This is a genomic window from Chryseobacterium camelliae (assembly GCF_002770595.1).
Classification (GTDB): Bacteria; Bacteroidota; Bacteroidia; order Flavobacteriales; family Weeksellaceae; genus Chryseobacterium; species Chryseobacterium camelliae.
Genome location: NZ_CP022986.1, coordinates 3,186,023 through 3,199,979 on the forward strand (window position 1 = coordinate 3,186,023; position 13,957 = coordinate 3,199,979).

Sequence of the window (13,957 nt, forward strand, 5' to 3'; positions counted from 1 at the left end):
AATAATGAGACACGGTAAAAAATTCAATCACTTAGGAAGAACAGCTTCTCACAGAAGTGCTTTACTTTCTAATATGGCTTGTTCTCTAATTGAGCATAAAAGAATCAACACTACTGTAGCTAAAGCAAAAGCTTTAAGAGTATATGTTGAGCCCCTATTAACAAAAGCAAAAGAAGATACTACACACAACAGAAGAATTGTTTTTTCATATCTTCAGAGTAAAGAGGCCGTTACTGAACTGTTCAGATCAGTAGCTCCTAAAATCGCTGAAAGAAACGGTGGATATACAAGGATCATCAAAACTGGTTTCAGACCTGGTGATGCCGCTGACATGGCCCTTATTGAGCTGGTAGATTTCAACGAGCTTTACAATCCTAATGCTGAAGAGAAGAAGACTACAAGAAGAAGCAGAAGATCTGCAACAGCTAAAAAAGAAGCTGTAGCTGCTGAAGCTCCTGTAGTAGAAGAAAAAACTGCTGAACCAACGGCTGAAGCTGCTGATTCCACAGAAGAGAAAACTGAAGAATAATATATTCTGCTCAGATATAAAAAAACCATCCGTACTGCGGATGGTTTTTTGTTTTAAGGTATCCCGTTGAAAAAAGGCTAATCTTATATTTTTGTCTTTTTCAGCTCTATGATATTGTTGCCCTGCTCCAGATGGAGGCTGTCTCCTTTCACCCTCGCCGTCATATCGTCTTTCTTGTATACGGTTTCATCACCTTTGGCCTCCGTTTTCTTTAAGGTGAACGTCTTCTTATTGCTGGTAATTGCCACCGTACTTTCCTGTGGAGTCGTTGCGAAAACCACCTTTACCAATGTACCATCCGTCGCCTTATAAACATAATCTGTTTTTACCTGTTTCTTACCGTCAACATCCACACTGGAAGAGCTTACCGTTGCGGAATCTATTTTTCCGTTATCGTCTGTAATTACTGTTGAAGAACTGTCTTCCCTGATAATGCTTTTATTTCCGCTTTCATTCTTTTTGCAGCTTAAAAGAGACAACACCGCAAATGAAGCTACAATGAATACGTGTTTTTTCATATAAAATTGTTTTGTATAAATATACTCATTATATCAGACACCTACTCAAAATAATTGGCATGAACCTCTGTCAAAATAACACAAAAGGGTAATTGACTGTTAAAGCACAGAATCTGAAATTTACAGAAAGAAAACAGGGGAGCTGAAAACTGTCTAGAGTAAGCCATTAAAAAAACAATTAGCATGATAACGAAATCAAACATCAAGGATGTATCACTTACATCGAGTCCTGAAAGCATCAATTTCTGTGGCGTCTGGTCTTCTGCCAGAGAAGGGCTCAAGCTTTTGCAGTCCATTGTAAAAGATCCCTTTTTAAAAGGATCCATTACCATGATTATCAGTATCGGAGATCAGTTATGCAACGATAAAAAGTAAGTGCCATGAGAAATATTAAACCGGAACTTGTCGCATTTATCGATGATAAGATTAGGAATAACGGCTCTGCACAGTACGCACTTAGAGAGGGGGATGCCCGTTCGTTATTTATTTATGCAGCGGAAGCCTGCGTAGGTCAGATGGAAAAAGGAGTTAACAGCGGTTATTTTGTAGAGCTTTGCCAGAGAACCGTAGACAATTATGCAGGCGGGGAAGCATGGTGCATGGCATTTATAGAAAGCATGCTAGGCTACGTGGAGCACAAGCTTGGGGTGATTTCACCTGTATTTTCATCCGAACATTGCCTGACGGTCTGGCAAAACACACCGGATAAGCAGAGGGTCAAAAATCGGCCTTTACCGGGGGCCATTATTATCTGGCGCCACGGAAGTACCAGTAACGGACATACCGGGATCGTAACTGAATTTCTGGGTGACAAGATGCTGACTATAGAGGGAAATACCGGAAACGGCAGCTTCAGGGAAGGTGATGGGGTCTATCAGAAAAAGCGCTCTACCAGTATAGATGGGGATATGAGAGTTATGGGATTTCTTGTTCCGTTTACAAAACTCGCTGTGTAAGTGTATTGTATATTGCAGGAATATCTTAACTTTAAAAGAAACTAATACTAAGCCATGACCATACAAATTGCCATTGTAGAAGATGAAAAAAACTACAACAATGCCCTGAAAAAGATCATCAATTACCAGGATGATATGACAGTTGTTGCCCAGTTTTTTAATGGCAATGAGGCTTTGAAAAACCTTCCCGCCCATTCTCCGGATGTTGTTATGATGGATATCCAGTTACAGGATATTTCCGGCACTGAAATTATTCACCAGCTTAAACAGGACATGCCTGCAACCCAGTTCATCATGTGTACCAGTTTTGAGGACGATGAAAAAGTCTTCAGTTCCCTAAAAGCCGGAGCCATGGGCTATCTGGTCAAAGGGGAAAGTATGGACAAGATTATTTCTTCTATCCGCGACGTCTGTAACGGCGGTGCTCCCATGAGTTTTACCATTGCCAGGAAAGTGCTGAGCCACTTTGAAAGAAAGCTTCCGGACATCAAAGGCTTCGACGAACTTACGGACCGCGAAAAAGAAATCCTGCAACTGTTGTCACAGGGACTTTTATACAAAGAAATCGCAGATCAGAAATGCATCAGCATGGATACTGTGAAAAAGCATGTCGGGAATATCTACCGGAAACTCCACGTCAGCAACAAAGTGGAGGCCATTAATAAATTTAACCATTTTAAAAACTAAGAAATTATGAGTAATTCAATTGTAAAGAATCAGGCATTTTCTAAAGAATGTATTGATTGGACAGAGATGAGTATTTATGAGCAGTCAGAATCATTATTAGAACATACCCTTTATAACAAAGGGCTACTTCATCTGGATGATCTATTGAATCCATTGAAAGAAGTTGACAGACCTTTAACAGATGGTTATATATTGCCTCCGGGAGATGCTCCCGGTATGATCAATAAATTTAACGGGAACGTCAGTGAGAAATATGAGACTCCTCTGCTTATTACAGAAAAAGTGCTTCGTGCGATTTTTGATAATAGGGAAGAAGTACATATTTTCATAGGAGAAACTTTACATGAAGGACTGGTATTTATGTATCTGAATCCTGAAGACAAAGAATACTACATCATCAGTAACTGTGATAATGCCCAGCATATCACTCAGGAAATATTTTTAGCAAACAGGACTTTTTACGATGAAAATCTTAAAAGTATTCTGGATCGTTTTATTCCGGATGGAGATCCTGACCCGGGTAATACAAAAAGATTTATCGTTAAGAATTATATTTATACAGAATTTTTAAGGCAATACGGGCAGGATACAGGGGCAAGGTTTGTCGTTAGATTTTATCCTGCAATGCATACAATAGCTGATAAATATAATAACAGGTTGACTTTTATTATGGTAGTAGAAAAATATGTTAAAAATGAACTTGTGGCCTGTGAAAAGACAGGTTTATATGACAGAAACGGACTTTGTCCTCCAGGAACATGTTAGAAATAACATTTCTGGATGCACTCTATTACGTAATCATAGGGCTCAATTTTATAGTTTCCATAGCCATGAGACGACTGTGGAAACATTTTTATTTTATTTACTTTTTCGTAACCATAGGATGCGAAATACTCATTCTTAAAATGCCACATCGCCAGGACATTAATAATTTCCTGGATGTATTCTGCATCATATTTTTCTCTTTTTATTTTCATTTTTTCATTAAGAATAAGATATGGCTTGTGAGCATTTCCATACTGGCATTTATACTCTCACAATATTTCTTATTGATGAGCGATACCGTATATTCAATTAATACAGGAATTGTGTACTGCTGTTTTTTAATTTTAATCTCACTGACATGGTTCTATGAAAAGATCAGTTATCAGAGTGATGACATGCCTATTCTTCAGAGTCAGCTTTTTTGGATCAGCTCGTCTTTGCTGCTTTGGGCAGTATTTTATTTGTTTCGAATGGCGCCTATGTATTACTTACAGACAAGAGATGAAAATTTCCTGTATTTCTTAAAATATACATTTCAGGTAGCTACCAACGGGTCATATCTGTTGTTTTTAAAAGGATTATTAACTGAAAAAATATGAAAACTCTGCCGGATGAAATAAAATTAGCTTATATAATAGCGTTGTTACTCATGGTTCTTTTTACCTGTTTTGTCATCTTTATTGTTTACATGTATAACAGAAAGCAGCTTCTGTACCTTAAAGAAAACCAACTCAAAGAATCTGTCCACCAGAACCAGCTCCTTCAAAAAGAACTCGAAAAACAGAGGCTCGTTGAGGAAGAACGCGAACGGATTTCCCATGATATGCATGATGACCTGGGAGCCGGAATTTCTGCCCTAAAACTGCAGGCAGAGTTCCTGAAGCTCAAAATAAAGGATCCTGAATTGCAGGATGATCTTAATGAATTGCTGAAAACCTCCGGAGAGATGAGCATTTCCATGCGCGAAATGCTCTGGAGCCTGAATGCGCAGCATGATACGCTGGGAGGGTTCACTGAATATGCAAAACTCTATGCCCAGAATTTCCTGAAAAGGACACCTATTCTCCTTGATATCAAAACTAAAGATATCGTTAAGGAAACTGTTATCACAACCGAGCAAAGGCGGAATCTGTTTTTATGCCTCAAGGAAGCGCTGAATAATGCGTATAAGCACAGCCGGGCAGACCGCTTACACCTTTCTTTCAGCCAGGATGAACAGGAATTCACCATGGAAGTTTCAGATAATGGTATTGGCATTGCCAGCCTTAGCAGTGAAGGCAACGGGCTAAGCAATATGAAACGAAGAATGCAGGACCAGAACGGTCATTTTGAAATTACCGCCGGAAACGGTACCCGTCTGCTTTTCAGAATCGGATTATAAATTTCAATGGTTTATATAAGACAGCAACATTTGTTATGATGCTGTCTTTTTTATGGATAAAATCACCCTTTCGGGTACTTGACGGCTGTATATGGTAATCGGAACTTTGAAGGTGTAAACATTTTAAATCCATTACCATGAAAACAACCATTGACAACACCTTTGATGATTTTAAAACAGCTTTGAACAACAATCCGAAACTTCAGGAAGAGTTTAAAGAAGATCCTGTAAGAGCGGCGGAAAGAATGGTCACTACCAATCCTAAAGACACAGATTCCTGGATTTACAGGATTATTGTGCTGGCTCTGGGACTGTCTGTGATTTCTATCATTGCCGGCCTTATTGTTATCTCCGTTAATAAGATCCCGCTTGAAGAGCAGCTGGTGACAATTTTTACCGCGATTGCCTCCGGTTCCATCGGTGCTCTGGCAGGATTGCTTGCACCATCCCCTAGAAAATAATAATCCATTTAATAAAAAACAATATGAAAACACTATGATTATTAGTTGTTGCAGGACTCTTGACATCATCCTGCAATACAACACATAAGGCAACTTTAATGGAACTTAAAAATAAAAATTCCAATTACCAGATTTCTTATGATGCAATGAGAAGAGGCGCTGTCCTGAATATTGACAGTAACGGCAGCATCAATAAAATCCTTTCAGAAGTACAGCCGGATGCGGCCATAGCAACTACTACGGAACTTACCAGCAAACTGGCAGCACAGATACCCTCCGGGCAGAATGTTTCATTGGAGCAGATTACCAGAATTACTGAAACATTATCCAAACTGGGAGAAAGAACGGCACCCGTCAATATGCTTCGTGATGCCTTATACAGGCTTGAAGAACACTGCATAAACTTTAAAGAGCAGTGTCAGGGAGATTCCTACTGGACAAGCTTTAATGCTGTAGTGTCAGCAATTACCAATTTGCAGAAAGAGGTTTCGCAGACCGTAGAAGCAGAGGCTGAAAAGGCAAAAGCGGAAGCCGGCAAACTGGAACAGGAAACAAAAAAAATAAAGGAATACAAAACACTTACCCCGGAAGATAAAGCCCAATACAATCTCTACTGATTTCAAATAAGATACTAATATACAGATTTCTAAAATTAACTAAAATTTAACTTACACCTATTCTATAAATAAGCCCTGAAATAACACGAAAATTTAAAAATTCACTAAATTTGTCCGAACTATAAAAATAGAACAATGAGTTACATTTCTTACATAGAAGCGAGACAAATTTTGGATTCAAGAGGAAATCCTACAGTAGAAGTAGATGTATTCACGGAAAGCGGTGCGATGGGTCGTGCTGCAGTACCTTCCGGAGCGTCTACCGGAGAACATGAAGCGGTGGAATTGCGTGACGGCGGTTCTGAATGGATGGGAAAAGGAGTTTCCAAAGCTGTAGAAAATGTAAGAGAAGTCATTGCCCCTGAATTGGTAGGCCTTCCGGTTTTCGACCAGAATCTTTTGGATCAGATCATGATTGATCTGGACGGATCGGGCAACAAAGGAAATCTGGGTGCCAATGCCATTCTTGGAGTATCATTAGCTGCTGCCAAAGCTGCTGCCACAGAGCTTAGAATGCCATTATACAAATATGTGGGAGGAGTGAATGCCAATACACTTCCTGTTCCGATGATGAACGTAATCAACGGTGGATCGCACTCTGATGCACCTATCGCATTCCAGGAGTTCATGATCATGCCGGTAAAAGCAGATTCTTTCTCTCACGCATTGAGAAAAGGAACTGAGATCTTCCACAGCCTTAAATCCATTCTTCATTCAAGAGGCTTATCTACAGCCGTAGGTGATGAAGGTGGTTTTGCTCCTACATTCTCAGGAACAGAAGATGCCCTGGATACTTTGCTTCAGGCGATTGAGAAAGCAGGATACAAGCCTGGCGACGACATTATGTTAGCGCTTGACTGTGCCGCTTCTGAATTCTACAAAGACGGGATCTACGATTACAGAAAGTTCCAGACTGCGGATGCAGCACAATTCTCAAGCAGCGAGCAGGTATCTTACCTGGCTGAACTGGCTGCGAAATACCCGATCATTTCTATTGAAGACGGTATGCAGGAAAATGACTGGGAAGGATGGAAGATGCTTACCGATAAAATCGGAGACCGCGTACAGCTGGTAGGAGATGATCTATTTGTGACCAACGTAGAAAGGTTATCAAGAGGAGTAAATGAAGGCATTGCCAACTCTATTCTGGTTAAAGTAAACCAGATCGGTTCTTTATCCGAAACTATGGCTGCCGTACAAATGGCTCAGCACAATAAATTTACATCGGTAATGTCCCACAGATCCGGTGAAACAGAAGACTCTACAATTGCAGACCTTGCGGTTGCTATGAACTGCGGACAGATCAAAACAGGATCTGCTTCAAGATCAGACAGGATGGCAAAATACAATCAGTTGTTAAGAATTGAGGAAGCATTGGGCGAAACAGCTGTTTTCCCTGGATTGGATGCTTTTAAAATCAAAAGATAATTGATAATATAAATAACGGCAAGCGATGTTTTTTGTTTGCCGTATTTTATTTAAAGTAGTATATTTAGAAAAAAAATAAATAAATGTCAGACAACAAAGTAATATTGAATTACGGCGGTAATTCGTATGAATATCCCATCGTGGATAGTACTATCGGGGACAGAGGAATTGATATTTCAAAATTAAGAGACCAGACCGGTCTTATCACACTGGATTTAGGGTATAAAAATACCGGGGCCACCATCAGCGAAATCACTTATCTGGACGGAGACCAGGGAGAACTTTTCTACAGAGGGTATCCTATCGAACAGATTGCTGAAAAATCCAATTTTACCGAGGTAATGTATCTTTTACTGCAGGGAGAATTGCCTAATAAAGATCAGTACGCTGCTTTTGAGAATAATATTAAACAATATAACTTCATCGCAGAGGAGATGAAAAAAATCATCGATGCTTTCCCTCGCTCTGCGCATCCTATGGGAGTTCTTTCTTCCATGACTTCTGCACTGACGGCTTTTAATCCTAAAGCGGTAAATGTGAACTCCAAAGAAGAAATGGATCATGCGGCCGAGCTGCTGATTGCCAAATTCTCTCACCTTTGTGCATGGACGTACAGAAAAACCCAGGGATTGCCGCTTAATCACGGAGACAACAGCCTGAACTATGTGGAAAACTTCTACAAAATGGCTTTCAGACTTCCTAACCAGGAGTTTGAAATGAATCCGGTAGTGGTAGACGCATTGGATAAATTACTGATCCTTCATGCGGATCACGAACAGAACTGTTCTACTTCAACAGTAAGAATGGTAGGTTCTGCCCATACCGGTCTATTCGCTTCTATCGCTTCAGGGGTTTCTGCACTTTGGGGACCACTTCACGGTGGTGCAAACCAGGCGGTAATCGAAATGCTTGAGCTGATTGAGAAAGACGGTGGAGATGTTAACAAGTGGGTTGCTAAAGCAAAAGATAAAAATGACAGCTTCCGTTTGATGGGCTTTGGTCACAGAGTATACAAGAACTTCGATCCTAGAGCAAAAATCATCAAGAAAGCAGCAGACGACATCCTGAATGCACTGGGAATCCAGGACAAAGCTCTGGATATTGCCATGCAGTTAGAAAAAGTAGCGCTTGAAGATGAATACTTCGTTGAAAGAAAACTGTACCCGAACGTAGACTTCTATTCAGGAATCATTTACCGTGCATTAGGAATCCCTACTGAAATGTTCACCGTAATGTTTGCATTAGGAAGATTACCGGGATGGATTGCCCAATGGAAAGAAATGAGGCTGAAAGGAGATCCTATCGGAAGACCGAGACAGGTATACCAGGGGGCTCAGAAAAGAGATTATATTGATATTACCAACAGATAATATCCTTATCATATACAAGAAGGCTGCCCAACGGGCAGCCTTCTTCTTTTATTGAAAAATTTTATTTACGGACACTGGCATCTGGTACAAGTCCAGACTGTACATTGTCCTGTTGTGTCATCATACTCACAGCAGCGTCTTCCCGGTGCTGGTACTGCACCCCCTAAAATGGATTTTTGATGGGTTCTGTCTAATTTCTGTGCATTCTTCAGCACTTTTTTTTTTCTGTTCATAGTTTTTGGTTTTGATGTTGATAAAAAATAGTCCGCTCTGAACTATATCCCTAAAATATGAAAATAATCAATATGAAATTTTTTTTATTTTATGCGATGCGGAATATTATTAAAAATATCTGAAAACTTGAGATCTAAAAGGATAAAACAACCGTTATTGAAAAATTATCCGAAGTAAAAACTGCATAGCTTTATTTTACAGGATAATTAATTGAAATGCCGGGAAAACACAAAAGTTTTGTGGGTTCAGCCCTTTACTTATATTTGTATTTTCCATAAAATTCCTATGAAACTAAATATAAAAAATGAAACGGGAAGGCTGAAATCAGTGGTTTTAGGCCAGCCCAATTCAATGGGACCAGTCCCTGTCCTGGATGAAAGTTATGATGCCAAGTCATATCACTCCATTCAAAATAACATTTATCCGAAAGAGCAGGATATCATCAGTGAAATGAACGCCTTTGAGGCTGTCCTTAAAAAATATGATGTAGAGGTGCTCCGTCCGAGCATTATCGAAAACTATAATCAGGTATTTGCAAGGGATGTAGCCTTTGTGATCGATGACAAGATGATCATTTCCAATGTGATTGCAGACCGGGCAGATGAGCAGGACGCTTACCAGAAGGTGTTTGAAAAAGTGGCATGGAGAAAAATCATCAACCTCCCGGAAACTGCGCATATTGAAGGCGGAGATGTTATTGTTTGGGATGACTTCCTCTTTATCGGCACCTGCTTCAGTGAAGATTACCGGAGCTACAAAACGGCAAGGACGAACGAATATGCCATCGAAATCCTCAAAGAATATTTTCCCAAGAAAAGGATCATTGACCTTGAACTGAAAAAGAATGACAAGATTCCTTATGAGGGCATCTTACATTTAGACTGCACATTTAATCCGGTAGGAGAGGATAAATGCATCATTTACAAGAACGGATTCGTAGATGAAAGCGACTACCGCCTGATCATTGATATCTTCGGTGAAGAAAACTGTTTCCACATCAATGATGAAGAGATGTTTGAAATGTTCCCGAACATTTTTTCCATTGCTCCTGACGTGGTAGTCTCTGACCAGTCTTTCACCCGCATGAACAACTACCTCAGAAACGAATGGGGAATGACTGTAGAAGAAATTCCTTACCGTGAGATCTCAAAAATGGGAGGCCTGCTGAGGTGTTCTACGATGCCGTTAGTGAGAGAGTAAAAATGCAGAAGAGTTAATCTCTTAATCTTTTAATCTTTAAATTTTTAAATCAAAAAAATGCAGACAACAGATACAGTACTCATGATAGAACCGATTGCTTTCGGTTTTAATGCAGAAACGGCAGAAAACAACTATTTCCAGATCGAGCAGAAAGAACTGGATATCCAGGAAAAGGCATTGGCAGAATTCAAAACTTTTGCCGAAAAGCTCAGAAGCAAAGGAATCAATGTGATTGCCATAAAAGATACGGCAGAGCCCCATACGCCGGATTCTATTTTCCCGAATAACTGGGTGAGCTTCCACCGGGACGGAAAAGTGGTCCTGTATCCGATGTTCGCCACCAACAGGAGAGTGGAAAGACGGGAAGATATTATTGAAAGCATCAAAAACCAGGGATTTGAGGTGACTGAGATCGATGACTGGTCATTCCCGGAAATTCAGGGGCATTATCTGGAAGGAACAGGAAGTATGATTTTTGATCACGACCATAAAATTGCCTACGGTTCGGTTTCCCTGAGGCTGGATGAAAACCTGTTCCGGGAATTCTGTGAAAAATATGGCTTTACTCCGGTTGTATTCCATTCTTATCAGACGGTAGGTTCAGAGCGTTTTCCGATTTATCATACCAATGTGATGATGTGTGTAGCAGACCGTTTTGTAGTGATCTGCCTGGATTGTATCGATGATGAACTGGAAAGAGCTAAGGTAATAGAAACCATCAAGAATTCAGGGAAAGAAATCATTGAAATCTCGGAAGAACAGATGCACCGGTTTGCCGGAAATATGCTTCAGGTACAGAATAAGGATGGTGAAAAATTCCTGATTATGAGCGAAACGGCGTATCGGTCATTAAACAGCGACCAGGTTTCAGCGATCGAAAAATACTGTGAAATCATTTATTCGGATCTGAATACCATCGAAGTGAATGGCGGAGGCAGTGCACGATGTATGCTGGCTGAGGTTTTCCTGCCGAAAAAATAATACAATCAAAATAATTTAAATGTTCTGAATACCCTGTATTCAGAACATTTTTCATAATCACAGGCCAGGAACGGCTTAAAAAATTACACTAACTTTGTAAGAATGTAAAATGTTGTTATGATAAGAAAGCTATTGGTAAGCCTGGGTATCTGCATCTGTTTTTTCTCACAGGCCCAGCAAAAAACATTCTGTAACCCCATCAACATCGATTACGGATATACCCCGTTTGAAGTGTTCTCAAAACAGGGGAAACACAGGGCTACAGCCGATCCGGTCATCGTTAATTTTAAAAACAAACTCTTCCTGTTTTCTACCAATCAGGAGGGATACTGGTACAGTGACGATATGCTCGACTGGAAATTCGTAAAAAGGAAATTCCTGAGGGACAATAAATACATTCATGACCTGAATGCACCTGCCGTCTGGAAAATGAAGGATACTTTGTATGTCTTCGGATCCACCTGGGAACAGGATTTCCCGATCTGGAAGAGTACAAACCCTACCAAAGACGACTGGAAAATAGCGGTAGATACGCTTAAAGTTGGCGCCTGGGATCCTGCTTTTCATTATGATGAAGATAAGAATAAATTATACCTCTACTGGGGATCCAGCAACGAATGGCCATTGCTGGGAACGGAAGTGAAAGTAAAAACCCTTCAGTCTGAAGGGTTTGTAAAGCCGATTGTGCGATTAAAGCCTGAAGATCATGGCTGGGAACGTTTCGGGGAGTATAATGACAATGTTTTCCTGCAGCCTTTTGTGGAAGGAGCGTGGATGACCAAGCACAACGGCAAATACTATATGCAGTATGGTGCGCCGGCTACTGAGTTCAGCGGGTATTCGGATGGAGTCTATGTCAGCAAGAATCCTCTGGAAGGATTTGAATACCAGCAGCACAATCCGTTTTCCTATAAGCCCGGAGGTTTTGCACGCGGGGCAGGGCACGGAGCCACTTTTGAAGACAACTATAAAAACTGGTGGCATATCTCCACCATATTTATTTCCACCAAAAACAATTTCGAGAGAAGATTAGGCATCTGGCCGGCGGGATTCGATCAAGATGATGTGATGTACTGCAATACAGCGTATGGGGATTATCCTACTTTCCTGCCTCAATACGCCCAGAGAAAAGATTTTTCCAAAGGATTGTTTGCAGGATGGATGCTCCTGAACTACAATAAGCCGGTGCAGGTATCATCAACGTTGGGCGGATATCAGCCTAATTATGCTGTGGATGAAGATATAAAAACTTACTGGAGCGCCAAAAGCGGTAACCCAGGAGAATGGTTCCAGACCGATCTGGGTGAAGTATGCACCATCAATGCGATCCAGATCAATTATGCAGACCAGGACGCAGAATTTATGGGTAAGACACTCGGAAAAATGCATCAGTATAAAATCTACGGATCCAGCGATGGTAAGAAATGGCACGTTATCGTGGATAAAAGCAAAAATACCAAAGATGTCCCTCACGATTATGTAGAGCTTGAAAAGCCTGCACAGGCACGGTTCCTGAAAATGGAAAACCTGAAAATGCCTACCGGGAAATTTGCCTTAAGCGGATTCAGGGTCTTCGGAAAAGGCCCGGGCGCTGTTCCTGCCAAAGTACAGAATTTCGTCCCACTCAGGGCCGACCCTAAGAAATACGGGGAAAGAAGAAGCATCTGGATGAAATGGCAGCAAAATCCTGATGCAGACGGTTACGTTATCTACTGGGGCAAATCCCCGGATAAAATGTACGGCAGCATCATGGGATACGGAAAGAACGAATATTTCTTTACCGGAGCCGACCGTACCGATGCCTATTATTTCCAGATTGAAGCATTTAACGCTAATGGGATTTCGGAGCGGACAGAGATCGTGAAATCGGAGTAACATAATAATTAACTGAAAATAGGATCATATAAAAACCATCGTTCACAGCGATGGTTTTGTCTTTTAAAGTTTTGGACCTACATTAAAGTTTCTTCAAAAACGCCTCCACTTTTCCAATAAGAAATTCCCCGTTCTTCCCCTGGTACCAATCCGAATGTCCGCCGGTAAATTCATAGGATTCATGAAGAACCTTGTTTTTACTGAGGACGGAATCAAGGATGTTTTTTTGTGTAAAGGGAACCACCTGGTCATTGATTCCGTAATAAGAAAGCGTAGGAGCAGAATGGGAACTGATCCAGGCCACAGGACTGGCATATGCCATCGGTGATCCATAAGCTGCTTTGGGATCTACCAGATGGTTTTCAAGAAAAGAGTAATCATCATAGCGTTTAAAACCGGGATCCGACAGGTCGGCAGGGCCCACAATATTAATGACCGCTTTTACCTTCTTATCAGGATCGAACTTATAGGCATACAGCATAGACAGATGACCTCCTGCACTGTTTCCCAGAAGGATAAACCGTGGCTGAAAGCCTGCTGCTTTTTCTACATAATTCATAGCAGTCCGGATATCATCAATCTGATTCGGCAATGCATATCTTGACGTTGAGGCGAGCCTGTAATTGATGTTGGCAAAAACGGAATGCGGAAATTTTTTCATCATGGACAGCGTAAAAAGCGTCAGTTCAGATTTATTGCCGCCGCGCCAGCCGCCGCCATGGATGATGATGAATACATCTTTGTTTTCACGGGAATGCTTTTCCGGAGTATACAGGTCCATGGTCAGTTCCGGATTCCTGTCTTCAGCATACAGAATGTTTTCCTTTTTAATAAATGAGGCATCAGTCCCCATTGTTATTTTGTTTTCTTTACAGCTGATCTGAAAAGCTGCCAGAACCAATCCGATTATTAAAATGATATTTCTTTCCATACTCTTAAAGTTAACAAAACCTGC

The 13,957-nt window shown here is 40.8% G+C and carries 16 protein-coding genes; 13 read left to right on the forward strand and 3 right to left on the reverse strand.

Annotation, left to right across the window (positions count from 1 at the left end):
• Positions 1-4 precede the first annotated feature (4 nt).
• Positions 5-529, forward strand: a complete 525-nt coding sequence (rplQ, locus tag CGB83_RS14810) for a 50S ribosomal protein L17 (RefSeq protein WP_100076498.1) — start codon at positions 5-7, stop codon at positions 527-529.
• Positions 530-612: 83 nt separating this feature from the next.
• Here rplQ and CGB83_RS14815 read toward each other — a convergent pair whose 3' ends face one another.
• Positions 613-1,047 (reverse strand): hypothetical protein, encoded by a 435-nt coding sequence (locus tag CGB83_RS14815; protein WP_100076499.1) that lies wholly within the window; start codon positions 1,045-1,047, stop codon positions 613-615.
• A gap of 183 nt (positions 1,048-1,230) precedes the next feature.
• Between CGB83_RS14815 and CGB83_RS14820 the strand changes: the two genes are divergently transcribed.
• The 4 genes from CGB83_RS14820 to CGB83_RS14835 are packed head-to-tail and all read left to right on the forward strand — an operon-like array spanning position 1,231 to position 3,455.
• Positions 1,231-1,422, forward strand: coding sequence for a hypothetical protein (locus CGB83_RS14820; protein WP_100076500.1), 192 nt, complete (start codon positions 1,231-1,233; stop codon positions 1,420-1,422).
• Between the two features lie 5 nt (positions 1,423-1,427).
• Positions 1,428-2,003 carry a CHAP domain-containing protein gene (locus tag CGB83_RS14825; protein ID WP_100076501.1) on the forward strand — a complete coding sequence of 192 codons (576 nt, stop codon included), beginning with the start codon at positions 1,428-1,430 and terminating at the stop codon, positions 2,001-2,003.
• Positions 2,004-2,057: 54 nt separating this feature from the next.
• Positions 2,058-2,690, forward strand: coding sequence for a response regulator transcription factor (locus tag CGB83_RS14830; RefSeq protein WP_100076502.1), 633 nt, complete (start codon positions 2,058-2,060; stop codon positions 2,688-2,690).
• Between the two features lie 6 nt (positions 2,691-2,696).
• Positions 2,697-3,455 carry a hypothetical protein gene (locus CGB83_RS14835; protein WP_100076503.1) on the forward strand — a complete coding sequence of 253 codons (759 nt, stop codon included), beginning with the start codon at positions 2,697-2,699 and terminating at the stop codon, positions 3,453-3,455.
• On the opposite strand, the gene CGB83_RS20200 is transcribed toward CGB83_RS14835, so the two are convergent.
• Complete coding sequence (locus tag CGB83_RS20200) at positions 3,452-3,667, reverse strand: hypothetical protein (protein WP_157761433.1); 216 nt, start codon at positions 3,665-3,667, stop codon at positions 3,452-3,454. The genes CGB83_RS14835 and CGB83_RS20200 overlap by 4 nt on opposite strands.
• A gap of 476 nt (positions 3,668-4,143) precedes the next feature.
• Between CGB83_RS20200 and CGB83_RS14845 the strand changes: the two genes are divergently transcribed.
• The 8 genes from CGB83_RS14845 to CGB83_RS14880 all read left to right on the forward strand — a co-directional run bounded on the left by CGB83_RS14845 (position 4,144) and on the right by CGB83_RS14880 (position 13,002).
• Positions 4,144-4,836, forward strand: coding sequence for a sensor histidine kinase (locus tag CGB83_RS14845; RefSeq protein WP_228419952.1), 693 nt, complete (start codon positions 4,144-4,146; stop codon positions 4,834-4,836).
• A 137-nt stretch (positions 4,837-4,973) separates the two neighbouring features.
• Entirely contained in the window at positions 4,974-5,297 is a 324-nt protein-coding gene (locus CGB83_RS14850; protein WP_100076506.1) for a hypothetical protein, read from the forward strand.
• Positions 5,298-5,395: 98 nt separating this feature from the next.
• Positions 5,396-5,914: a hypothetical protein gene (locus CGB83_RS14855; protein WP_100076507.1), complete on the forward strand. Its 519-nt coding sequence runs from the start codon at positions 5,396-5,398 to the stop codon at positions 5,912-5,914.
• Between the two features lie 135 nt (positions 5,915-6,049).
• Positions 6,050-7,342, forward strand: coding sequence for a phosphopyruvate hydratase (eno, locus tag CGB83_RS14860; protein WP_100076508.1), 1,293 nt, complete (start codon positions 6,050-6,052; stop codon positions 7,340-7,342).
• Between the two features lie 83 nt (positions 7,343-7,425).
• On the forward strand, positions 7,426-8,712 hold the full coding sequence (locus tag CGB83_RS14865; RefSeq protein ID WP_100076509.1) for a citrate synthase: 1,287 nt from the start codon (positions 7,426-7,428) through the stop codon (positions 8,710-8,712).
• 519 nt (positions 8,713-9,231) lie between these two features.
• Positions 9,232-10,146, forward strand: coding sequence for a dimethylarginine dimethylaminohydrolase family protein (locus CGB83_RS14870; protein ID WP_100076510.1), 915 nt, complete (start codon positions 9,232-9,234; stop codon positions 10,144-10,146).
• A gap of 57 nt (positions 10,147-10,203) precedes the next feature.
• The gene (gene ctlX, locus CGB83_RS14875) at positions 10,204-11,127 is read left to right on the forward strand and encodes a citrulline utilization hydrolase CtlX (protein ID WP_100076511.1); all 924 of its coding nucleotides are present in this window, start codon (positions 10,204-10,206) and stop codon (positions 11,125-11,127) included.
• 117 nt (positions 11,128-11,244) lie between these two features.
• The gene (locus CGB83_RS14880; RefSeq protein ID WP_100076512.1) at positions 11,245-13,002 is read left to right on the forward strand and encodes a discoidin domain-containing protein; all 1,758 of its coding nucleotides are present in this window, start codon (positions 11,245-11,247) and stop codon (positions 13,000-13,002) included.
• 82 nt (positions 13,003-13,084) lie between these two features.
• On the opposite strand, the gene CGB83_RS14885 is transcribed toward CGB83_RS14880, so the two are convergent.
• Positions 13,085-13,933, reverse strand: a complete 849-nt coding sequence (locus CGB83_RS14885; protein WP_100076513.1) for an alpha/beta hydrolase — start codon at positions 13,931-13,933, stop codon at positions 13,085-13,087.
• Positions 13,934-13,957: the final 24 nt, after the last annotated feature.

Excerpts from the sequence above, each read along its gene's own strand:
- rplQ (WP_100076498.1), top strand. The coding sequence starts at position 5 with ATGAGACACGGTAAAAAATTCAATCACTTAGGAAGAACAGCTTCTCAC.
- CGB83_RS14885 (WP_100076513.1), bottom strand. The coding sequence starts at position 13,933 with ATGGAAAGAAATATCATTTTAATAATCGGATTGGTTCTGGCAGCTTTT.
- CGB83_RS14870 (WP_100076510.1), top strand. The coding sequence starts at position 9,232 with ATGAAACTAAATATAAAAAATGAAACGGGAAGGCTGAAATCAGTGGTT.
- CGB83_RS14815 (WP_100076499.1), bottom strand. The coding sequence starts at position 1,047 with ATGAAAAAACACGTATTCATTGTAGCTTCATTTGCGGTGTTGTCTCTT.
- CGB83_RS14830 (WP_100076502.1), top strand. The coding sequence starts at position 2,058 with ATGACCATACAAATTGCCATTGTAGAAGATGAAAAAAACTACAACAAT.
- ctlX (WP_100076511.1), top strand. The coding sequence starts at position 10,204 with ATGCAGACAACAGATACAGTACTCATGATAGAACCGATTGCTTTCGGT.
- CGB83_RS14835 (WP_100076503.1), top strand. The coding sequence starts at position 2,697 with ATGAGTAATTCAATTGTAAAGAATCAGGCATTTTCTAAAGAATGTATT.
- CGB83_RS14820 (WP_100076500.1), top strand. The coding sequence starts at position 1,231 with ATGATAACGAAATCAAACATCAAGGATGTATCACTTACATCGAGTCCT.
- CGB83_RS20200 (WP_157761433.1), bottom strand. The coding sequence starts at position 3,667 with ATGAAAATAAAAAGAGAAAAATATGATGCAGAATACATCCAGGAAATT.
- CGB83_RS14880 (WP_100076512.1), top strand. The coding sequence starts at position 11,245 with ATGATAAGAAAGCTATTGGTAAGCCTGGGTATCTGCATCTGTTTTTTC.
- CGB83_RS14850 (WP_100076506.1), top strand. The coding sequence starts at position 4,974 with ATGAAAACAACCATTGACAACACCTTTGATGATTTTAAAACAGCTTTG.
- eno (WP_100076508.1), top strand. The coding sequence starts at position 6,050 with ATGAGTTACATTTCTTACATAGAAGCGAGACAAATTTTGGATTCAAGA.
- CGB83_RS14845 (WP_228419952.1), top strand. The coding sequence starts at position 4,144 with ATGTATAACAGAAAGCAGCTTCTGTACCTTAAAGAAAACCAACTCAAA.
- CGB83_RS14855 (WP_100076507.1), top strand. The coding sequence starts at position 5,396 with ATGGAACTTAAAAATAAAAATTCCAATTACCAGATTTCTTATGATGCA.
- CGB83_RS14825 (WP_100076501.1), top strand. The coding sequence starts at position 1,428 with ATGAGAAATATTAAACCGGAACTTGTCGCATTTATCGATGATAAGATT.
- CGB83_RS14865 (WP_100076509.1), top strand. The coding sequence starts at position 7,426 with ATGTCAGACAACAAAGTAATATTGAATTACGGCGGTAATTCGTATGAA.